9 protein-coding genes are annotated in these 15,415 nt (G+C 62.4%); 7 read left to right on the forward strand and 2 right to left on the reverse strand.

All coding sequences use genetic code 11. The annotated features are described in order from the left end of the window. Positions 1-47 precede the first annotated feature (47 nt). Genes BACI9J_RS06640 through BACI9J_RS06650 form a run of 3 tightly spaced genes read left to right on the forward strand, consistent with a single transcriptional unit; the run spans position 48 to position 7,308 of the window. The gene (locus tag BACI9J_RS06640; protein ID WP_159733698.1) at positions 48-464 is read left to right on the forward strand and encodes an MGMT family protein; all 417 of its coding nucleotides are present in this window, start codon (positions 48-50) and stop codon (positions 462-464) included. Further along, positions 461-3,808 (forward strand): ATP-dependent helicase, encoded by a 3,348-nt coding sequence (locus BACI9J_RS06645; protein WP_159733699.1) that lies wholly within the window; start codon positions 461-463, stop codon positions 3,806-3,808. The genes BACI9J_RS06640 and BACI9J_RS06645 overlap by 4 nt, the downstream gene beginning before the upstream one ends. Beyond that, positions 3,805-7,308 (forward strand): ATP-dependent helicase, encoded by a 3,504-nt coding sequence (locus BACI9J_RS06650; RefSeq protein ID WP_159733700.1) that lies wholly within the window; start codon positions 3,805-3,807, stop codon positions 7,306-7,308. The genes BACI9J_RS06645 and BACI9J_RS06650 overlap by 4 nt, the downstream gene beginning before the upstream one ends. 31 nt (positions 7,309-7,339) lie before the next feature. Here the strand turns inward: BACI9J_RS06650 and BACI9J_RS06655 are convergent, their stop codons facing one another. Continuing rightward, positions 7,340-8,485, reverse strand: coding sequence for a macrolide 2'-phosphotransferase (locus BACI9J_RS06655; RefSeq protein WP_236558528.1), 1,146 nt, complete (start codon positions 8,483-8,485; stop codon positions 7,340-7,342). A gap of 194 nt (positions 8,486-8,679) precedes the next feature. On the opposite strand from BACI9J_RS06655, the gene nudC reads away from it, so the two are divergent. Genes nudC through BACI9J_RS06670 form a run of 3 tightly spaced genes read left to right on the forward strand, consistent with a single transcriptional unit; the run spans position 8,680 to position 12,424 of the window. Beyond that, a complete protein-coding gene (gene nudC / locus BACI9J_RS06660; protein WP_159733702.1) occupies positions 8,680-9,669 on the forward strand; it encodes an NAD(+) diphosphatase in 990 nt (329 codons plus the stop codon). Beyond that, on the forward strand, positions 9,666-11,798 hold the full coding sequence (locus BACI9J_RS06665) for an ATP-dependent DNA helicase UvrD2 (RefSeq protein WP_159733703.1): 2,133 nt from the start codon (positions 9,666-9,668) through the stop codon (positions 11,796-11,798). Before nudC ends, BACI9J_RS06665 begins: the two co-directional genes overlap by 4 nt. Beyond that, positions 11,798-12,424 carry a M48 metallopeptidase family protein gene (locus BACI9J_RS06670; protein ID WP_159733704.1) on the forward strand — a complete coding sequence of 209 codons (627 nt, stop codon included), beginning with the start codon at positions 11,798-11,800 and terminating at the stop codon, positions 12,422-12,424. Before BACI9J_RS06665 ends, BACI9J_RS06670 begins: the two co-directional genes overlap by 1 nt. Positions 12,425-12,500: 76 nt before the next feature. Here BACI9J_RS06670 and BACI9J_RS06675 read toward each other — a convergent pair whose 3' ends face one another. After that, the gene (locus tag BACI9J_RS06675) at positions 12,501-13,958 is read right to left on the reverse strand and encodes a zinc-dependent metalloprotease (RefSeq protein WP_159733705.1); all 1,458 of its coding nucleotides are present in this window, start codon (positions 13,956-13,958) and stop codon (positions 12,501-12,503) included. 210 nt (positions 13,959-14,168) lie between these two features. On the opposite strand from BACI9J_RS06675, the gene BACI9J_RS06680 reads away from it, so the two are divergent. Next, positions 14,169-15,305 carry a YlbL family protein gene (locus BACI9J_RS06680; protein ID WP_159733706.1) on the forward strand — a complete coding sequence of 379 codons (1,137 nt, stop codon included), beginning with the start codon at positions 14,169-14,171 and terminating at the stop codon, positions 15,303-15,305. Positions 15,306-15,415: the final 110 nt, after the last annotated feature.

Raw genomic sequence — 15,415 nt, forward strand, 5'->3', positions numbered from 1 at the left:
GGGTCCGACACTCTTTGGGCACGACACTCTGCCGTTACGCTGAACACATGCGGATGGAGTACGTGACGGCGGTTCTGGCTGTCGTAGACCTTGTTCCGTCGGGCTCGGCGGTCGCCTATGGGGACGTCGCTGAGCTCCTGGGCGCCGGCGGGCCGCGGCAGGTGGGCGCAGTCATGAGCCATTACGGAAGCTCCGTAGCCTGGTGGCGCGTGCTTCGAGCCAGCGGGGAGGCGCCTCCCGGCCATGAAGTGGACGCATTGCGACATTACGTGGAAGAGTCCACTCCGCTACATGGCGCTTATGAAGCCTTCCTGGTCACCGGTGAAGGCCGTTGGCGCGTCGATCTAACAAACGCCCGATGGGCGCCTTCGGACTCTGACTTCGATCAACTTGATGTGATCTCCGACCAGTTGGAGCGTCAACTCCATAAATTGTCAGTGCCCGATGATGAAATGACTGTGTGACCGCGACTCCTGCCAAAACCCGCCAAGCACCGGCGGCCCTCCGCCTGCTCCCGCCGCGGGAGACCCACTACGCGGCACCCGGCTTATCCCCGGACCAGCATTCGGTCGTTTCCCTCCGGCAGGGGAGCGGCCCGGTCCTTGTGCCCGGAGGCCCGGGCACGGGGAAGTCAACGGTACTCGTGGAATCCGCGGTGCGCCGAGTCCGTGAAGATGGACTGAATCCGGAGCAGATCCTCATCCTTGCTCCCGGTCGCCACGCCGCCGCGGACTTGCGGGACACCTTCACTGGGCGGCTGGACCGCAGCCTCAGTACGACGCCGGCACGCACCTGGGCGTCGTACGCTTTCGACGTAATCCGGCGGGCAAAGGCTGAAGGTATCCTGTCCTTGACGCGCCCACCGAAGCTCCTGTCGGGCCCTGAACAGGACCTCATCATCAAGGAATTGCTTGAGGGCCATTCCCGTCCGGGATCTCAACTGCCTTGGCCGGAGGACCTTGCGGCGGCACTTCCTACCCGCGGCTTCCGCCACGAGATCCGGCAGTTGTTTGACCGCATCATCGAATCGGGGCGCACTGCAGATGACCTGGTGGGTCTTGCCTACGAGTGCGGACGGCCGGATTGGATGGCGGCTGCCCGGCTTTACAGCGAGTATCGGGATGTCTTGGACCTCCGTATGCCTGAGGCCTTTGACCCAGCCGGTATCATCACCACCGCCCGCCAGATTTTCCAGGATTCGCCGGAGTTCCTGGCCGCGGAGAGGGAGCGCCTGCAACTCATCCTTGTAGACGACGCCCAGGAATCGAACCCGGCGGTGTTCGAACTCCTCGCCGACATCGGCGAAGGGAAGGACATAGTGGTCACCTACTCCCCGGATACGGTCGTGCAAGGTTTTCGCGGAGCACGTCCGGACTTGGTCTCAGAGCTGCCAACGCTGCTGGGCGGCACGCGGCAAACTGTTCTCGAACGTCCGCTGTCGGTGACCCACAGGCACACGCCGGAAGTAGCTGAGGCCTGGACCCGAGTGGCGGCCCGGATATCGCAGCGTTCCGGCGGCCAATTGGCCAGGCAGTTGGAACAACCCCAAATTCAAGAGGGCACTTTCCCGGCACAAGGCCTGGCTGGTCGCGTCGAGGGGCACGTGCTGCCGTCCGCCGTTCACGAGCTGCGCTACGTCGCACAACGCATCCTCGAGGCACAGCTCCGTGAATCACGGGAGTTCAGCGACATCGCCGTGATCGTCCGGAACGGGGGACAGATCTCTCAGTTGCAGCGTTATCTGAGCGGCCAAGGGATTCCGGTGCGCGTTCCGGTAGCGGACTCAGCTGTCCGTGACGAGGTGGCCGTTCGCCCGTTGCTGGAAGCCTTTGCCGTTGTCCTGGACCCGGCCAAGCTGACGCCGGAAACTGCAGTTTCGCTCCTGACATCACGGATCGGAGGAGCCACCGCCATCGAATTGCGCAGGCTGCGGCAATCCCTGCGCGGCGAGGAACTCCTGGGCGGTGGAGGCCGCTCCAGCGACGCCCTGTTAGTGGAGGCCCTGCTCCAGCCTGGTGCTCTGGCCTCGTTGGGAATTGAAGGCAGCTCTGCCCGCAGGCTGGCCCGCATGATCGCAGCCGGTACCGCTGCCGCAGCCGAGCCCGGGGCCAATGCGGAATCTGTCCTGTGGGCTTTATGGCACGCTACCGGGTTGTCTTCCCGTTGGGCGGAAACAGCACTTGAAGGCGGCAACGCCGGGGCTCGTGCCGATCGGGACCTTGACGCCATGATGGCGCTGTTCCATACGGCTGAGCGCTTCGTGGACCAGTTGCCCGGGTCCGGACCCGAACAGTTCCTGGACTACCTGTTGAATCAGGAACTGCCCATGGACACCCTTGCCGCAAGGGCGCAGCTCGAGGCGTGCGTAGAGATCATGACTCCAGCAAGTGCTGCAGGCCGTGAATGGCCGGTGGTAATCGTAGCGGGCCTCCAAGAGGGTGTTTGGCCCAACACCCGCCTCCGTGGAGAGCTGCTGGGCAGCACCGTCTACGCTGACGCCGTAGAGCATGGAGTGGACTACGCTCTCCGGCGTGGACCACTGAGCCGGCTCCGGGATATCCGCTACGACGAACTCAGGAGCTTCTCAACCGCCGTATCGCGAGCCCGTGAAGTTTTGATCTGCACGGCAGTTTCGTCCGAGGATGAACAACCTTCCGCTTTCCTTGATTACGTGTCCCCGCTGGCTTCCGGTGAGTACAAACGCGGTTATACCCCCGTTGACCGTCCCATGACCTTGAGGGCCCTTGTAGCCGAACTCAGGCAGCATGCCCAGGTGGAGGACGCCGGTGTTGGAGACGCCAATACAGCACACGAGGCCGCCCGGATACTGGCCAGGCTCGCCAGCACCCACCCACAGGTTCCAGGGGCGCACCCGGACACCTGGTGGGGCTTGGCGGAGCTGAGTTCCCAGGATGCTGTGGTGCCGCCCGGGGGTACCGTGTCCGTTTCACCTTCCAAGGTCGAAGCTGTCCATAAATCCCCTCTGGACTGGTTCGTCCAAGCAGCGGGCGGGGAAGCTGCCACCGACTTCGCACGCAGCCTGGGCACTTTGGTTCACAGCATTGCGCAGGAGCTTCCCGAAGCCTCGGGAGCGGAGTATGTTGCTGAACTCGTACGCCGCTGGCCCGCCTTGGGCATGAAGGATAACTGGGAGGGAAAGCTCGATTTCCAGCGTGCGGAACTCATGGTCCGGAAGTTGGCCCAGTATGTGCTCCTTATGCGCGCCGATGGCAGAAGCTTGCTGGCGGTAGAGCACGACTTTGAAGTTCAACTCCCTGATGTCACTGTGGACGCTGGCGCCACTGTGGATGGCGCTGGCGCTGAGGGTCCTGAAACTCTTGAAGAGGAGGCCACACGTCATGCGGTACTCCGCGGCCAGGTGGATCGACTCGAAATAGATCAGGAAGGCAGGCTCGTGATCGTGGACCTCAAGACCGGCAAACGGCAACCAGGCAAGGCCGAGGTTGCCCGGCACCCGCAACTGGGTGCCTATCAGGCAGCGGTCCTCAAGGGAGCTTTCCAGGACGCTGGAGTCCCGGAAGCGGGGTTGGCAACCGGCTTCGTTCCCGGCGGGGCCGTGTTGGCCCAGCTCGGGACCAAGACCAAGAGCCCGGCAGTACAGCAGCAGGAACCCCTGGATGCGGCAGATAACTGGGCAGAGACCCTGGTCAATGAGGCGGCATCGCTGATGGCAGGGGCAACGTTCGAAGCACGGCATGATCCCGGCAAAGGCGGGCATGGCGGCCATGGATGCCGTCTGCCGGATATCTGTCCGTTGTGCGCCAGAGGAAAGCAGGTCACCGAATGACAACCGAGCTCCTGGAAGACCTGGCCTCCGGCACCCCGGACTTCGCAGGAGTCCCTGAGCCTAGATTTTCGCCTTCCGAACTTGCCGGTATCCTCGGCGAGAAGAACCACCCTACGCCCGAGCAGGCGGCAATAATCTCTTCGCCCCTCACACCTCGCTTGGTGATCGCAGGAGCAGGCTCGGGCAAAACGGCCACCATGGCGGACCGTGTGGTGTGGCTGGTGGCTAACGGCTGGGTGCGTCCGGAGGAAGTTCTCGGCGTGACATTCACCCGGAAAGCCGCAGGAGAGCTGGCGAGTCGGATAAGGTCCAAGCTGGCCACTCTTCAGCGGATCGCGGCCGAGGATGATGGCAGCATTGGTTTCCCGGAGGGGCTTCTTGGTGCCGACGACCTCGAACCAAAGGTGTCCACCTACCATTCCTATGCAAGCGGCATCGTGTCGGACTACGGCCTCCGGTTGGGTATCGAACGGGACGTCGTTTTGCTCGGTGGCGCGCAGTCCTGGCAATTGGCCAGCGAAGTGGTGGAGTCATACGACGGCGACTACGAGCACTTCACAGCCGCGAAATCCACGCTCGTCAATGCGGTCATCCAGCTTGCCGGGGAGTGCGCCGAGCACCTTCAGGACCCGGGGGAGGTCCGGGAATGGGTTCTGGAATGCGTTGAGGCTTTTGAACAGCTTCCCTATATTGCCGGGGCCAAAAAGAATCCCAGCCAGGCTGCGGGAGACCTCGCGGCCATGCTCCGGACCCGCGCCAGTGTTGCCGATATGGTGGTTCGCTACCAGGAAACAAAGCGCCAACGGGGTGTCCTTGATTTCGGTGACCTCGTGGCGCTCGCGGCGCGCATTGCAAGTGACATCCCGCTCGCTGCCACCACAGAACGTGCCCGCTACAAAGTGGTGCTCCTGGACGAGTTCCAGGACACCTCCCATGCACAGCTTGTCCTGTTCTCACGCCTTTTCGGTCAGGGCCACGCAGTCACTGCTGTGGGTGACCCCAATCAGTCCATCTACGGGTTCCGTGGCGCGTCGGCGGGCCAGCTCTTCCACTTTGTGCAGGAATTTCCTGTGCGGCAAGCGGAGCAGCCCGGCGGCGAGGCATCCTACTCCGTTGCGCCCACCTCCTATCTGACCACTGCCTGGCGGAACGGGAGGAACATCCTTCAGGCTGCCAACACCATTGCAGGGCCCCTGAACAGGGCGGCGGCGTCGGGCGGACCCGCAGGGGAGAGGGAGGCTGCGGGGAGCGTCTCGGTCCCGGCGTTGGTTCCCAGCCCCGCCGCGGTGGATGGAAGCGTAGTGATCGCCCGGTTTGGTACCGATGAAGACGAGGCCGCTGTCATAGCCCGCAATGTCCGTCGGTACCGGAAGACTGTTTTTGAGGAAGAAAAGGACGGCACCGCGGTTCAACCAACCATGGCGGTGCTGTGCCGGCGCCGGGCACAGATGGAATGCCTTCGCCGCGAGTTCGAGCTCCAAGGTATTCCCTACGAGATCGTTGGACTGGGCGGATTGTTGGACACGCCTGAGATCGTGGATTTGGTGGCCACGCTAAGGGTCCTGTCCGATCCTGGACGTTCTGATGCGCTGATGAGGTTGTTGGCCGGTGCGCGGTGGAGGATTGGTCCGGCAGACTTGATGGCTTTCAGTGACTGGTCCCGCTTCCTTGCCCGCCGCAGATCGGCCCCGCCGGCCCGCGACGACTCCTTTGAAGACAACGAAGAACCCGCCATGGCCGTGGTTGAAAGCGATATCACCGATGCCGCAAGCCTCGTGGAGGCCCTTGACTTTCTCCCGCGGCCCGGCTGGACCTCGGGTCATGGAAGAAGTTTGAGCGCTGCTGCCTTGGAACGCCTGACCAGGTTGGCCTCAGAGCTTCGCTCGCTCAGGAGCTACATCGGTGACGACCTCACCACACTGCTGGGCGAGGTGGAACGTGCCATGCTCCTGGACATTGAAGTGGCAGCCAAGCCGGGAATCAGTATTCACCAGGCGCGACGGAACCTGGATGCCTTCCAGGATGCAGCGGCAGGGTTCCTCCAGACATCACAGCGCATTGATTTGCTGGCGTTCTTGTCGTGGCTGGAAGCCGCCGCCTCAGAGGAAGGAGGCCTGGACGTTGCCCCCGCTGAGACCAACCGGGAGGCGGTGCAATTGTTGACTGTCCATGCCTCCAAGGGTTTGGAATGGGACGTTGTCTTTGTTCCTGGCCTCAACGCTGGTTCGTTCCCCAGCAGCAGGGATTCGCGGTGGAGTACGGGCGCAGCTGCATTGCCATGGCCATTGCGGGGCGATCGCGCTGACCTTCCCCAATGGGACCTGGACCAGCCTGACCAAAAGGGATGGCTGGACGCTGAGAAAGACTTCAAATCCGAGGTCCAGCATCATGGTGAGGCCGAAGAACGGAGGCTTGCGTATGTTGCGTACACTCGGGCGAAGTTCGTCCTCTGGGCCTCCAGCGCTGCGTGGAATGGCTCTCGATCCGGAATGGCGGGCATGTCCTCCTTCCTTTCCGAACTGGCGCCGCTTGCGGGACTTGGCCAAGAGGACAACAACGGCGGACCGGTGCATTCCGCCGGAGCGGCGACGGTTCACGCTGAGTCTGTGGCCGAGGAGGCCTTGCCCGAGGAAAGCCCGTTGACCGCAGTGCTCGAGGTTGCACAATTTCCCTATGACCCCTTGGAAGGGCCTTCAGACCCACGCACCGGCGCCCGTCTGAGGCTGACTCCCGGCAGAAGGCTGGCCATGAACCAAGCTGCAGCTTTGGTCCGCGGATACATGGAGGAACCCGCCGAGGCAACCACAGCAGACCTGGCAGGCATGGCCGGGAAATGGTCGAAGGAGGCAGAACTGTTGTTGGACCGGCAACGCCAGCTGAAAACTGTTCAGGATGTTCACCTGCCCAGCCACATTTCGGCATCCCTTTTTGTTGACCTGGGAGCTGACCCCGGGGCTGTCTTGTCCCAGCTGCGCAGGCCGGTTCCTCGCGAACCGGGCATTTTCGCCCGCAAAGGTACAGCCTTCCATGCTTGGGTGGAGGAGTACTTCGGGACAACCGGCATGTTGGACCTTGATGAAGCGCCGGGTTCGGACTCGCACATTGATGAGGCCTACGGCCTGGATGACATGGTGGCCGCCTTCAAGCAGTCCGAATGGGCGCAACGTGCTCCTGCCTTCGTCGAAGTACCTGTAGAAACCCGGATCGGCGACGTCGTAGTCCGTGGGCGCATCGATGCGGTCTTCCGTGATGCTGACGGCCGCTGGCAACTCATTGACTGGAAGACCGGACGTCGCCCTGCGGGCCGGGAACTGGCAACCAGGGCGGTCCAGCTTGCCGTTTACAGGCTCGCATGGGCACGACTCAAGGACGTTCCCCTTGAGAATGTCAGCGCCGCTTTTTACTACGTGGCGGATGACGCCGTAGTACGGCCACACGATCTTGGCAGCGCCAAGGAGCTGGAGTTGATTGTCGAGAGGGCGTTGAAGAGCGGCAGTTGAACTACAGCTGACTCATTGAAGGCTCCGAAAGTCAGGAGCGTTCGGCCGCGCTGAGCGGCGTTACGCTGACCACGCTGATAGCAGCCGTAGAGGTGTCGTCGTAGCCTGGGGTCGTGGAGGCATCGCTGTCCGGGGAGGCCGTCGACTTGCCGGCATCGGGAATCGCGGCGACACTCACGGCCGGAACGCCTGCAGAGGAATCTGACGCTCCCCGCAGGGCAGCCTCGTGCTCAGCGGCTTTCGCAGCTTCTTCGTCCCGGCGCATCGAATCGTCGATGTCGTCGGCAAGCGACTGGAGCATTGATTCTGCTTCTGCGGTCATGCTCCGGTGCCCTGCCGCCATGGCCTTGACCAAGTATTGGGCAAGGGCAAACTCGGCCAGCAGTGCAGCGCGGCGGAGAAGGTGGGCGTCGGGGACATCCCGGCGTGCCTGGGTGTAATGGGTGAGAACCGCCTCGACGAACGAGGCTTCGTTGGATGCCACCAGCCACGCGAAATCGTCCGCAGGGTCGCCGATCCGCACATCCGTCCAGCCCGTCAAAGCTGTGACAGTGTCGTCCTGAACCATCAAGTTGTCTTCATGGAGGTCCCCATGGACCACCGAGGGATTGAATCGCCATAAGGCGACGTCTTCCAGGGCGTGCTCCCAGCGGCGCAGCAGGGTGGCCGGAATCTTGCCGGTGGTGGCTGCTTGGTCGAGTTCGTTGAGCTTGCGCTGCCGGAACTCATTGGCTGAGTAACTGGGCAGATCTGCATTGATGACCAGGGTCAGTGGCAAGTCATGAATCGCCGCCAGGGCAGTGCCCACTTCCCGGGCCAGGTCGGGGCTGCCGGCTGAGAGCTCTTCGATGGAGAGCACGGAGCCTTGGAGGTGTGCGTAGACGAAGGTCGTCAGGGCACCCTGCTGGACTGTGCCGGCGATGGTGGGCACATGAAAAGGCAGCTCGGCCCGGATGGCGGGAGCGAAGGCGCGCAGCACCATGAACTCGGTTTCAAGCCGCGCGCTGGCTTCGGGATGGCGCGGTGAACGAACCCGCCAGCGCTTGCCTTCCGCGTCCAGCAGCAACGCTGAGTCGAAGTCGGCGTCGTCGTCGGGGGAATAGGCGGCGGCCGTCGGCGCCAGGCCGGGCACCGCCGCGGTTGCTATGGCGGCCAGTTCGAGCGGTGTTCTTCTCACATTCTCAACGGTAGATTGAGTGTGGCCTCTGGCCATGATGCAGTGCGGCGAGTCTTCAGATCCGCAGCAAATGCGCAGGTTATCCGGGGCAAAACCCCGCTTTGATACCCAAGCCGGCAATGGCGGGGGAAGGTGTCCACAGCCGGGGACCTTTCAAAATGTTTTTTGTCGGTACGAGTCAGTACGGTAGATACATGAGTTATACGGAGTCACCGGGGCTAGCCAACCACCTGATGGACACTGTCCTTCCCGTTCGCCCTGCCATGGTGGATCGCGGCTCGGGCATCCGCATGAAGCCGGGAATGGTTGAGGAGCTCATCGCCTCCGGATCGGCAAAGGCCATGGTCATTTCTCAGCGCAAAGCGTTGGTTACCACTGATGGATTGTGGCTCGGGGACGCAGCTCCGCTCTGGAATGCTCTTGGTGGATCAGCTGCCGCCGGTGTTGCTGCCATCTATTTGGGGACCACCTTGACGTCGTCTTCGTTGCCGGAAGGCACATCCATCGTGCTGTTCACGGTTGCGGAACCGCCTGCTCCCGGCACGGCAACGGTGCCGTTGGATGCGGAGTGGGCCGGCTTCCGGGACGTCGCGGCACGTCTGGATGCCAAGGACACCGCGTTGTTCATCGAGGCCAGTGCAATCTCCAACTGGCACGCAACCCACACGCATTGCCCGCAGTGCGGGGCACCCACGGATATCGAGGCAGGCGGTTGGGTCCGTCGTTGTCCCAAGGACAATTCAGAGCACTATCCCCGGACTGATCCGGCCATCATTGTCACGGTGGTGGGCCCTGATGGCCGGCTCCTGCTCGGCGGAGGCGGGCCGCTGGATGCCAAAAATTACTCGACGCTCGCAGGATTCGTTGAACCCGGTGAATCTCTGGAGCAGGCCGTTGTCAGGGAAATCGGGGAAGAAGTAGGTGTCCGGGTGACTGCCTGCCAGTACCTCGGTTCGCAGTCCTGGCCCTTCCCTGCTTCCCTCATGCTGGGCTTTACAGCCAAGACGGACGACGCCGTTGCGCGGCCCGACGGCGTAGAGGTCACCCGTGCCCGGTGGTTCAGTCGTGAGGAGTTGCAGGCGGCCGTCTTGAGCGGTGAAATCACCATCTCAACGCGCCTGTCCATTGCGCGTTCATTGATTGAGCACTGGTACGGCGGCGTCATCGAAGACCTCCAGCCGTGACCGAAGAGATTTTCAACAGCGGTGTCTCACTTGAGGAACGCATTCTCGGCGGCTTGGACGAAGAGCAGCGCGAAGTAGCCAGTACCTTGACGGGACCCATGTGTGTCCTGGCGGGTGCAGGCACGGGTAAGACACGTGCCATCACGCATCGCATTGCCTACGGAGTTCACTCCGGCGTCTACAGCCCGCAGAGGCTGCTGGCCGTGACGTTCACTGCCCGGGCCGCGGCCGAGATGCGCAGCAGGCTCCGTGATCTCGGGGTTGCCAGTGTTCAAGCCCGCACCTTCCACGCAGCCGCATTGAGGCAACTGCAGTTCTTTTGGCCGCAAGCAATAGGAGGCACGTTGCCCAGCTTGCTGGACCACAAGGCCAACATGATTGCCGAAGCTTCCCGCAGGCTTCGCCTCAGTACGGATCGCGCATCCATCAGGGATCTGGCGGCCGAGATTGAGTGGGCCAAGGTGTCCATGTTGACCCCGGCTAATTACCTGGAGAACGCGCAAGGGCGTGGAACGCCCGGAGGTTTCGATCTCACCGCCGTTTCCCGGGTGTTCCAGGCTTATGAGGACATCAAGACAGACCGCAATGTCATCGACTTTGAAGATGTTCTGCTGATCACTGTGGGGATTCTTCAGGAGGATCCCAAGGTAGCGGCAACGGTCAGGGAGCAATACCGTCATTTCGTGGTGGACGAGTACCAGGACGTCTCGCCCTTGCAGCAGCGGCTTCTGGATTTGTGGCTCGGGGGGCGGAACGAGTTATGTGTGGTGGGCGATGCCAGCCAGACCATCTACTCCTTTACCGGAGCTTCACCCAAGCATCTCCTGGGTTTCAAAGCCCAGTTTCCCGAAGCGACCGTCGTCAAGCTCATTCGTGATTACCGGTCTACACCGCAAGTGGTCAAGCTGGCCAACGACCTCCTGGGCTCCCGCCGAAGCGGCGGCCCGGTGGCAGATGCCGCGTGGGCTTCGCCGCTCAAGCTCGTAGCCCAACGGCCCTCCGGTCCGGAGCCCCGCTTCATGGAGTGCCCGGATGATGAGGCTGAGGCAGCGGTAGTGGCAGGCAGAATTCAGGAACTGCTCAACACCGGGGTCAAGGCCAGCGAAATAGCCATCCTGTTCCGGACCAACGGCCAGTCTGAAGCGTACGAACAAGCCCTTGCCTCGGCCGGGATCGGCTACCAGCTCCGGGGAGGCGAGAGGTTCTTTGCACGCAAGGAAGTCCGCGATGCCATCCTCCAGCTGCGGGCGGCAACCCGTGCCGTGGCCGAGGGGCCCCAGGAAGCACTGGGGCAGATCGTCCGGGATATCGTTGCCTCACTCGGGTACACGGATGCAGCCCCGCACAGCGGGGGAGCGCTGCGTGAGCGGTGGGAATCCTTGGCAGCTTTGGTCGCGTTGGCTGATGAGCTTGCCATCAGCCGCGGAGAGTCCTTCACCTTGGCTGAGTTCGTCAACGAACTACAGGAGCGCTCGGTCGCCCAGCACGCCCCGACGGTTCAAGGTGTGACACTTGCTTCCCTGCACGCAGCGAAGGGCCTGGAATGGGACGCAGTGTTTCTTGTAGGCCTCAGCGAAGGCCTCATGCCCATTTCCTTTGCAGATACCCCCGAGGATGTGGACGAAGAACGCAGGTTGCTCTACGTCGGCATCACCCGGGCGCGCGAGCACCTGAATCTTTCATGGTCTACAGCCCGCACACCGGGTGGTCGGGCCAACCGGAAGCCGTCACGTTTCCTTGACGGGCTTCGCCCTAATTCCGTGGCTTCCGCCAACGCACGCAGTAAGACGGGTCCCACGCGACGGAAAGCCGCGGCCCCGGCGTCGTGCAAGGTCTGCGGGAGCATGCTGGCCAGTGGAGCCGAACGCAAGGTGGGGCGCTGCAACCAATGTCCGCCAACCTATGAGGAACAAACGTTCGACGCCCTGCGGCAATGGCGAAGGGACGAAGCCCAATCGGCTGATGTTCCAGCGTACGTTGTGTTCACGGACGCTACGCTGACCGCCATTGCAGAGGCCAAGCCTTCATCGCTGGAGGAACTGGCTGGCCTGGCAGGTATTGGCCCCTCCAAGCTCGAACGGTATGGGGAAGCTGTCCTGGCTGTACTCGCTGAGAGCAGCGAACTCTGATGGCCCGCCGGCCCGGCTCCGACGCCGACGTCCCTCACACCACCGATGACGGCGCGCCGGTGGTCGTGCGTCGATCAGCAAGACGGCGCCGAACCGTTGCCGCCTTCTGGGAAGACGGCAGTGCTGTGATCGCCATCCCCGCCAGCTTCACCAAATCCCAGGAACGGGAGTGGGTTCGGCGGATGCTGGCCAAGCTGAAGAAGCAGGGGGAACGCCAAACAGGTTCCGGCAGGAGGCGTCCAGCCACGGACCAAGCACTGGCCAAACATGCTGAACACCTCTCGCAAACGTACCTCGGTGGTCGAGCCGTCCCGTCCTCGGTCCGATGGGTCTCCAACCAGAATTCCCGGTGGGGTTCGGCAACTCCTGCGGACGGCACCATCAGGTTGTCCAACAAGTTGCAGCGTATGCCGCAGTGGGTTATTGACTACGTCCTGGTGCACGAGCTCGCCCACTTGCTGGTGGCAGGGCACAATGCCCAGTTCTGGAAGTTGGTTGAGGCATACCCTGAAACTCAGCGGGCAAAGGCCTTCCTGGAGGGCGTTGCGTTCGCTACATCGCGGGGTATCCCTACGGAACCTGACCCGGAGGGCCACGGCGATTCCGCCGCCGACATAGCTGACTAGGGCGGCAGACGTTTAACGCAGTAACGGCCGCCCGGTAGTGGCGGCCGTTACTCAGCGTTTCTTCCGATGGTGCTGCTTACTTGCTCGGTGCCTCGGGGTCCGTGTTGTCGGTTTCCGGGGCTTGGCCGGATTCGTTCTCTGCGGAATCGCCCCCGGAATTCGAAGCCTGAGTATCGTCTTCGGTGGTTTCGTAGCCGCCGCTCAAGAGCTTCTGCAGGGCGTCGTCAACATCGCTGTCACTTGCTTCGGCAAGGCGCCGACGTTCAGAAAAGCCCTTGGGGTCGTCCAAATCCTCACCTGTTGGCAGGAGATCCGGGTGGTGCCAGATTGCGTCACGGCCGGCGATGCCTCGCTCTTCCTTCAGCGTCGCCCAAAGGGTTGCCGCTTCACGGAGCCGGCGCGGGCGTAGTTCCAAGCCGACGAGGGACGAGAACGCGTGTTCGGCAGGTCCGCCTGTAGCACGACGCCGACGAACGGTTTCACGCAGTGCAGTAGCGGAGGGCAGCAGTTTGTCAGTGGCTTCGGCCGTGAGTTCGTCCACCCAGCCTTCCACCAGGGCAAGCGCTGTTTCGAGCTTCTCCAAGGCGGCCGTCTGGATGGGGGTGCGTTCGGGTGTGAAGACCCCCTGGGACAGTGCTGCCTGAATTCCTTCGGGGTTGCTCGGGTCCAGGTCCCGGGCGAGGTCTTCGATGCGGGACATATCAATGTGGATACCGCGGGCGTAGGCCTCAATGGCTCCGAGCAGATGACCACGCAACCAAGGAACTTGGACGAACAAGCGCGCGTGGGCGGCCTCACGTACGGCAAGGAAGAGCCGGACGTCGTTCTCCGGAAGGCTGAGGCCTTCTCCGAATTTGGCGACGTTGGCCGGCAACAGAGCCATCTCCAGGTCTGCCAGGGGTACTCCGATGTCAGTGGAACTGACAACCTCCGCTGAGAGTGCGCCGATCGCCTGTCCCAGTTGCATGCCGAAAATCGCTCCACCCATGTTTTGCAGCATGGAGGACGCGCCGCCCATCATGGACTTCATTTCTTCAGGCATTTGCTGGGTGAGCGCGTTGGACAGGGCGTTGGCGATGCTGTTGGCTACCGGCTCTGTCAGACGCTTCCACGTCCCCAGGGTCGCCTCAACCCATTCCGCCCGGGACCATGCCCGGCCGATCAATCCGGTTGCCGAGAGGTCAGTTACGGGGTCCAGCCAAAGTTCCGCAAGCCTGAGTGCTTCGTCGATTTCCCTTGCCTGTTGGGCGTTGACGGAAGGATCGCTTCCGGCGGCTGCGACGCGCCGTGCGTTCTCATGGGCGAGTTGCCAATTCACCGGACCATCAGAGGTGGAGCTCATCATGGCCTGAACCTGGGCGAACATCTGCTGAAGGAGTTGGGGATCGTTGGGCAGGCCTGCGGCTTTGGCCAGCTCGGCGGGATCGATGTTGCCCATGCCCTGGCCGCCCATCAGGTTCTGGAGCATTTCTGCCAGTGGATCCTTGGGGGTCTCGTCATCGTCGTTGGACGGATTGTTGGGGTTGGAAGTCATGGTGCCGCCGATCGTCGAACTGGCTGGTGATCTCTTTCACCGTACCGCGCGGCCCGAAGGCTGTCTGCCCGGATGAGGTCCCGTTCGCTGTAGGCAAAGCAGTCCTGCTACTGCAGACCGCGTAGTGTTGATGTTTGGTACGTGCCGCCGCCGCTCGTGGTGGCAGGAGCCATTGATCCGGTCACGCAATGCCGGCATAGAGAGGCCTCAATGCTTACTTCACCCAGCCCCGAGGGCTCATTGAACCCGCGTCAGACGCCCGACGCCGATTCCGCCTCCGTGCCTCCGTCACCTCCCCGTGACGGCCGGTACATGATCATGGTGATCTCCGGTCTCTTGGCACTGGGCCTCGGCATCGGGGCGGCAGCGTTGCCGGTTCCGTATGTCATCGAGTCAGCGGGTCCCACTTTCAATACTTTGGGCAAGGACGGAGACAAACCGGTCATCACTATTTCCGGTCGCGAGTCTTTTCCCGCGAATGGCAACCTTGATTTGACCACCGTGGTCATGACCGGCGGTCCGAAGACTCCCGCAACCATTTTCGATGTGTTCCGGGCCTGGTTGGATCCTTCCAAGGCCATCTATCCGGAGGAGCTCATCTACCCCAAGGGCACCACCGCTGAGCAGACGGTGCAACAAGGCGAAATTGCCATGGAAACGTCGCAGGAGAACGCGGTCGCCGCAGCATTGCGTGAGCTTGAGATCCCGTTTGAGCAGCGGCTTAACGTGGCAGGCTTGTCGGATCCTTCTCCGTCCGCCGGCAAGATCCAGGAAGGTGACCGCCTGGTCTCCATCAATGGCAAGGCCATCACCTCCATGAGCGTGGTTCAGGCAGAACTGGCTGCAGGAGCAGGCGCGCCCGCGGTAGTTGGCTTGGACAGAAAAGGCGCTGCCGTTTCCGAAACCATAACCCCCACCAAGAACCAGGCAGACAGGTACGTTCTGGGCGTGCTGCTGGCAAGCGACTTCACTTTCCCCTTTGACGTCAGCATTTCCCTGGACAACGTTGGTGGACCCAGCGCAGGAATGATGTTTGCCCTGGGAATCGTGGACAACCTCACTCCGGGGGATCTCACCGGCGGAAAACACGTCGCGGGCACGGGAACCATCACAGCCGATGGTGCTGTTGGACCTATCGGAGGCATTGCCCAAAAAATGATAGGAGCCCGCCAAAAAGGGGCAACCATGTTCCTCGCTCCGGCATCCAATTGTTCCGATGTTGTGGGCCACGTACCGGACGGGCTTCAGGTAGTAAAAGTGGAAACCCTTGCCGATGCCAAGTCCGCGGTGGAGCGGCTCGGAGCCGGCCAGGACACGGGGAGCCTTCCCACCTGCACAAACAACTAGACTGACGGTGGAACTTAGCTTCACTGCCACTCGTGGCATAGATGACGGCCTCTGCCAACTCCCAGCGGTAGAGACTGTCAGCACGCGCACACCGACTGTTCACTGACACC

The sequence above is a fragment of the Arthrobacter sp. 9V genome, from assembly GCF_902506065.1.
In the GTDB taxonomy this organism is placed as follows: domain Bacteria; phylum Actinomycetota; class Actinomycetes; order Actinomycetales; family Micrococcaceae; genus Arthrobacter.

Coding starts and splice junctions, on each gene's coding strand:
- BACI9J_RS06640 (WP_159733698.1), top strand. CDS start 48: ATGCGGATGGAGTACGTGACGGCGGTTCTGGCTGTCGTAGACCTTGTT.
- BACI9J_RS06650 (WP_159733700.1), top strand. CDS start 3,805: ATGACAACCGAGCTCCTGGAAGACCTGGCCTCCGGCACCCCGGACTTC.
- nudC (WP_159733702.1), top strand. CDS start 8,680: ATGAGTTATACGGAGTCACCGGGGCTAGCCAACCACCTGATGGACACT.
- BACI9J_RS06670 (WP_159733704.1), top strand. CDS start 11,798: ATGGCCCGCCGGCCCGGCTCCGACGCCGACGTCCCTCACACCACCGAT.
- BACI9J_RS06675 (WP_159733705.1), bottom strand. CDS start 13,958: ATGACTTCCAACCCCAACAATCCGTCCAACGACGATGACGAGACCCCC.
- BACI9J_RS06680 (WP_159733706.1), top strand. CDS start 14,169: ATGCTTACTTCACCCAGCCCCGAGGGCTCATTGAACCCGCGTCAGACG.